The 3842-nt window shown below is 65.5% G+C and carries 10 protein-coding genes; 1 reads left to right on the top strand and 9 read right to left on the bottom strand.

Going from position 1 to position 3842, the window contains the following annotated elements; all coding sequences use genetic code 11:
* Positions 1-262 (top strand): hypothetical protein (locus AX735_RS26345; RefSeq protein WP_231750097.1); only part of this gene is annotated, 262 nt, incomplete at its 5' end.
* Position 263: 1 nt separating this feature from the next.
* Here the strand turns inward: AX735_RS26345 and AX735_RS11630 are convergent.
* The 9 genes from AX735_RS11630 to AX735_RS26340 form a co-directional block, all read right to left on the bottom strand.
* Positions 264-749 (bottom strand): gene transfer agent family protein, encoded by a 486-nt coding sequence (locus AX735_RS11630; RefSeq protein ID WP_066280176.1) that lies wholly within the window; start codon positions 747-749, stop codon positions 264-266.
* A 3-nt stretch (positions 750-752) separates the two neighbouring features.
* Entirely contained in the window at positions 753-1196 is a 444-nt protein-coding gene (locus AX735_RS11625) for a hypothetical protein (protein ID WP_066280173.1), read from the bottom strand.
* Positions 1197-1237: 41 nt separating this feature from the next.
* Positions 1238-1531: a hypothetical protein gene (locus tag AX735_RS11620; RefSeq protein WP_066280169.1), complete on the bottom strand. Its 294-nt coding sequence runs from the start codon at positions 1529-1531 to the stop codon at positions 1238-1240.
* A gap of 14 nt (positions 1532-1545) precedes the next feature.
* A complete protein-coding gene (locus AX735_RS11615) occupies positions 1546-1953 on the bottom strand; it encodes a DUF3168 domain-containing protein (protein WP_066280166.1) in 408 nt (135 codons plus the stop codon).
* On the bottom strand, positions 1931-2125 hold the full coding sequence (locus tag AX735_RS25125; protein WP_066280165.1) for a hypothetical protein: 195 nt from the start codon (positions 2123-2125) through the stop codon (positions 1931-1933). The genes AX735_RS11615 and AX735_RS25125 overlap by 23 nt, the downstream gene beginning before the upstream one ends.
* A 4-nt stretch (positions 2126-2129) precedes the next feature.
* Positions 2130-2552, bottom strand: a complete 423-nt coding sequence (locus tag AX735_RS11605; RefSeq protein ID WP_066280164.1) for an HK97-gp10 family putative phage morphogenesis protein — start codon at positions 2550-2552, stop codon at positions 2130-2132.
* Positions 2552-2926, bottom strand: coding sequence for a hypothetical protein (locus AX735_RS11600; RefSeq protein WP_066280162.1), 375 nt, complete (start codon positions 2924-2926; stop codon positions 2552-2554). The genes AX735_RS11605 and AX735_RS11600 overlap by 1 nt, the downstream gene beginning before the upstream one ends.
* Complete coding sequence (locus AX735_RS11595) at positions 2923-3585, bottom strand: DUF4054 domain-containing protein (protein ID WP_066280161.1); 663 nt, start codon at positions 3583-3585, stop codon at positions 2923-2925. Before AX735_RS11595 ends, AX735_RS11600 begins: the two co-directional genes overlap by 4 nt.
* The coding region (locus tag AX735_RS26340; RefSeq protein ID WP_231750096.1) for a hypothetical protein at positions 3585-3842 on the bottom strand (258 nt) is incomplete at its 5' end. The genes AX735_RS26340 and AX735_RS11595, both read right to left, overlap by 1 nt.

Below are 3842 nucleotides of genomic sequence, written 5' to 3'. Positions count from 1 at the left end.
GCGCGGTCGCGGATTTGAGCTCGGCCCGGTAGCGCCCCATCTCGGCGCGCAGCTGCAAGATGACGGGATCGATCTCGGCCATCAGTTGGGCGCTCCCAAGCCGTGCGCGGCGCTGAACCGGCGCAGTGCTTCCATCTTCTCGGGGCTAGGTCCGGTGGTGCTGGTATCGGCGTGCATGGCGTTCCATCCGGCGAGCAGTGCCGTGTATTCCCACCACGTCAGGTCCGCCGGATTTACGTGCATCGCGGCGCAGTTGGCGTAGATCACGCTGGGGTCTGAGAATCCGTCGCGGTCTCCGCCGCGCTTTCCGTTTCCGGCGTCACTTCTTTTTTTTTAGGCTGATAGCCGACCACGCGGGCGTAATGGATCGCAGCCGCCATATCCCACGCGGCCGACAGCGGCATCGGGTGCACATAGGTCTCGACAAGGCGCTTGGCGTCGAGTGGGGAGACCCTGACTGTTTCGCCATTCACGATCGCCTCGCCGCCGCCGATCAGTGCGAGCCGGATGGTCTCGTAGACCTCCTGCACCGCCGCCTCGGCCTGGTCAGGGACACCGATATGGACACCATCAGCGACCAGCGCACGGCCTGCCATGATGCTGGAATAGATCGAGAAGATGCCCTTGCGCTGGCGAGTTCCGTCCGGCCCCACCGTCCCGCACTTTTCCTGCAGTTCGATGATCTGCGGCAGTTTCAGGTCGAAGGCATAGGTGCCGTCTGCGAACTCAAGAGTGAGCGCGGTTTCCATGGATCATGCCGCCGCCCAGGCTAGGGCTCCATCGCCTTCAAGCGTCAGTTCGATAGCGGAATCGCTGTCGCGGTTGATGTTGATGTTCTTGGCATTGAGAACGGCCGCGCCCGACCACGTGCCGAGCAGGTCGCCAGCGTCGGTGCCGTCGTCATCATAGGCCTCAACCCTGTAATTCTTGAGCTTGCCGAGAAGCGCGCGGAGGTTCGTTTCCTCGGAGGCATTGGTGAGGCCCGAGGCTGTGATCGCCCAGCTCGTGCCATTGACCTTGATCTTGGTCACGCCCGGCTTGTTCGGGGTCGTGCAATCGCGCACGCGGCGAGAGGTGGTATCCACCGTCTCATTCACAGCCACATCGATGATGCCGCAAACGGCGGTGAAAACTTCCGGCGTTGCGCCGTCGCCCACCTTCAGCAGGCCAAAATCGAACTCATTGGGCAGCGACATAGCAAACTCCGCGCGGATGGTGTTGCGCGGGATGCTATGGCCTAGGTCTCGTCCTCATTACGGACGATGCGGAACCGGGAGCGGGCGCGATCGGCCTGCCAGTCGGAATGCGGGGTAGCGTCGGCTTCCAATGCGGCGCAGCGAACGTCATGCGCCAGCTCGTCGGGAACGTCGGCCGCGATTGCCTCGATGTCGTCGAGATCGAACAGGCCACGGCGGTAGAGATGGCGGATCAGGGCAAGAGCAATCTCGTCCGGCGCGTCGGGTTCATCGGGCAGCGTCTCGGTCCAAAGAATGTCGCGGCCTGCCAGATCGTCGTCAATATCGTCCGCCATCGCTGGCAGTCATATCACGATGCGATGATGCGCGCACGAAAATCCGTGACGGCGTGGAAAGCATCGGCCTCGCCACCATCGACCAGCAGGATCGAGTTGATATGCCGCAGGGTCAGATTGCCGTCCGCAAGGGTCAGTTTCGCCCGGTGCAGCGCAGCCTCGATAGCAGCCTGGATAAGCCCGGCGTTGTCCTCTGCGCTGGCCGTGATCGCGCCGGAGCCGTTGCGTGTTGCCTTGGCAAAAGCGTGCACGGTAATCCGCCCTTCACCCCCGGCAACGCAAGCGGCGTCGAGCGCGCCGAAGCTGATGGCACCCATCTTGATGAACGGCCAGGTCGGGGTATCTAGCGGCACCTGCCCATGGATCGACGTGGCAGGGACGAGCGCGGTAACGCCAGCGTCAGCTTTCAGCGCCGTCAGCACCGCTCGGCGGGACAGCCTTACCAGTCCGGTTGCCAATGCGCTTCTCCTCTATGACGTTGGCCGCGCGGGCGGCGTCTGCGTGCTCGGCGGGCATGTCGTGCTCGCCAGCCGGGTAATCCACCGTCAGCAGCGGGGTGCGATAGGTCCAGTCGCGGGTGAGGGTTACGGTCATGATTTCAGTCCTTTGCTGTGCTGCGTGAACGACGGACGGCCTCGAAAACGGCACGCTGCACCAGATCCACGACCTCGCGCCGCTTCTTGTCGCGCGCGGGGCGCATGAACGGACGCGCCGCCATCTTGCTGGTGCCGAACTCAAGCGGTGCGGAATAAGGCGCGTTGCTCGACACCTCGACCAGCAGCGGGGCTTTCTGCACCGTCTCGATGTTGTTGGCCAGGACGCCGGTGTCCTGATTGGGCGGCTCGCCTGGCTTGCTGGGCACGTGGTTCTTGCCCGATACTGCTCCTTGCGTGATCGAAAGCTGCGCCTCGACCTGGATACGGTTGCCCCCGACGAACAGGGCTTGCCCGACGAACCGCTCGGTATCGCGGGTCAGCTTGCGCAACCGCGCCAGATGCGCCTTGGAGCCTCGCAGCGGCATTACGCCCGCCGCCCCAGGCACTCGAACCCAACGCCAGCCGGGTCCGTATCGGCCTGCGCGATCATCCACGCGCCCGCGTCTCGACCGCTCGCTACGGTTATGAGCGCATCGGTCGTGATCTCGCGCGACGACGCGAGCACCAGAATGCGAACATCCTTGTCCTGATAGGCATCGGCGTTGCGCATGCGCTCGGTGACCGCATCGAACTGGACCTTGACCGGGAGCCTGACCGGTGCCCCCGGCGTGGTGATCGAGCCGCCGGAATCGAGTGTCGGCGTGCCCGGCCAAACCGCGATGGCATCAATCCAAGGCTCGCCGCCAGATGCCGCCGACATGCGCGCGGCGATATTGGCGAAGGCGCTGGCGTAGCTCATCGGTTGCGCCACGCATAATCGAAGGGCACCTCGCGGCCGACCGAGATGACGCGGGCACCGCCCTTGTTCCGGCGCAGCAGGGCAAGGTAATCCTGCCCGAAGCGCGTTGCCTTCCACCCGGTTGCGGCCGCCTGGCTGGCCTCGACGGTGGCAGAAAAGGTGCCGGACTTGAAGCTGGTCACGCCCTGCGGCAGCGCCGCCTCGCCGCCCAGCCCGTTCATCGCCATGTGGTGCGCGGCTGCCGCGATCAGGGCAGGGGCATAGTCCGCGTCCGACCAGCTCGCATCGACGAAACGCCCCGCATCGGTCAGCCAGTAATCGATCGTGGCAGACGGCACGGCGGCGAACGCCGGGTAGCGCATGCGCAGCGCAGCGACATTCGCGTTCGCGCTGGCGGTGATGGTGAGATAGAAGGTCTCCTCGAACGTGCGCCCGCCCTCGGTCGTGGCGGTCCCGGCAAGGATAGCCGTCTCGCCAGCGGCGCCGCCCGAGAGGAACGCGGTGAGTCCTGTATCGGTCGCGGTCTGGCTGACGATAGCGACCGTGCCCGAGACGAGCGTCAGCGTCGCGGCCGTAACCGGGTCATCTGCCTCGGTCGGGATCGTCCAGCTGTAATCGAGAACCTCGTCGGGGTCTTTCGCGGGCCATTGTGCGGCCATTAGGCGGCCCTCCTTTGCCGGGTTGTGGTTGTGGCGCGCGCGGTGCGGTCAATAGATGCGACCCTATCCCCCGGCTGACCAGCGACCTCGCGCGCCACGGTTACGGACCCTGCCTCGCGCGGCTCGCGCTCGTTACGGACATTGCGCGCCGCGCTCGCGGGCTTGGGGACGAGCACCACGCCAGCGCCGGACCCAGCGATGGCGATGACGCCCGAGCCGCTGCCCTCTATCGCTACGCCCGCTTGCCCAGTGCCGCC

This window comes from Blastomonas sp. CCH1-A6 (assembly GCF_001556365.1).
Taxonomy (GTDB): domain Bacteria; phylum Pseudomonadota; class Alphaproteobacteria; order Sphingomonadales; family Sphingomonadaceae; genus Blastomonas; species Blastomonas ursincola.
Note: the sequence above shows the minus strand (reverse complement) of the source record. Positions and strands in the feature narration are given on the sequence as shown.

Coding starts and splice junctions, on each gene's coding strand:
- AX735_RS11630 (WP_066280176.1), bottom strand. CDS start 749: ATGGAAACCGCGCTCACTCTTGAGTTCGCAGACGGCACCTATGCCTTC.
- AX735_RS11605 (WP_066280164.1), bottom strand. CDS start 2,552: ATGCCGCTGCGAGGCTCCAAGGCGCATCTGGCGCGGTTGCGCAAGCTG.
- AX735_RS11625 (WP_066280173.1), bottom strand. CDS start 1,196: ATGTCGCTGCCCAATGAGTTCGATTTTGGCCTGCTGAAGGTGGGCGAC.
- AX735_RS25125 (WP_066280165.1), bottom strand. CDS start 2,125: ATGACCGTAACCCTCACCCGCGACTGGACCTATCGCACCCCGCTGCTG.
- AX735_RS11600 (WP_066280162.1), bottom strand. CDS start 2,926: ATGAGCTACGCCAGCGCCTTCGCCAATATCGCCGCGCGCATGTCGGCG.
- AX735_RS11595 (WP_066280161.1), bottom strand. CDS start 3,585: ATGGCCGCACAATGGCCCGCGAAAGACCCCGACGAGGTTCTCGATTAC.
- AX735_RS11620 (WP_066280169.1), bottom strand. CDS start 1,531: ATGGCGGACGATATTGACGACGATCTGGCAGGCCGCGACATTCTTTGG.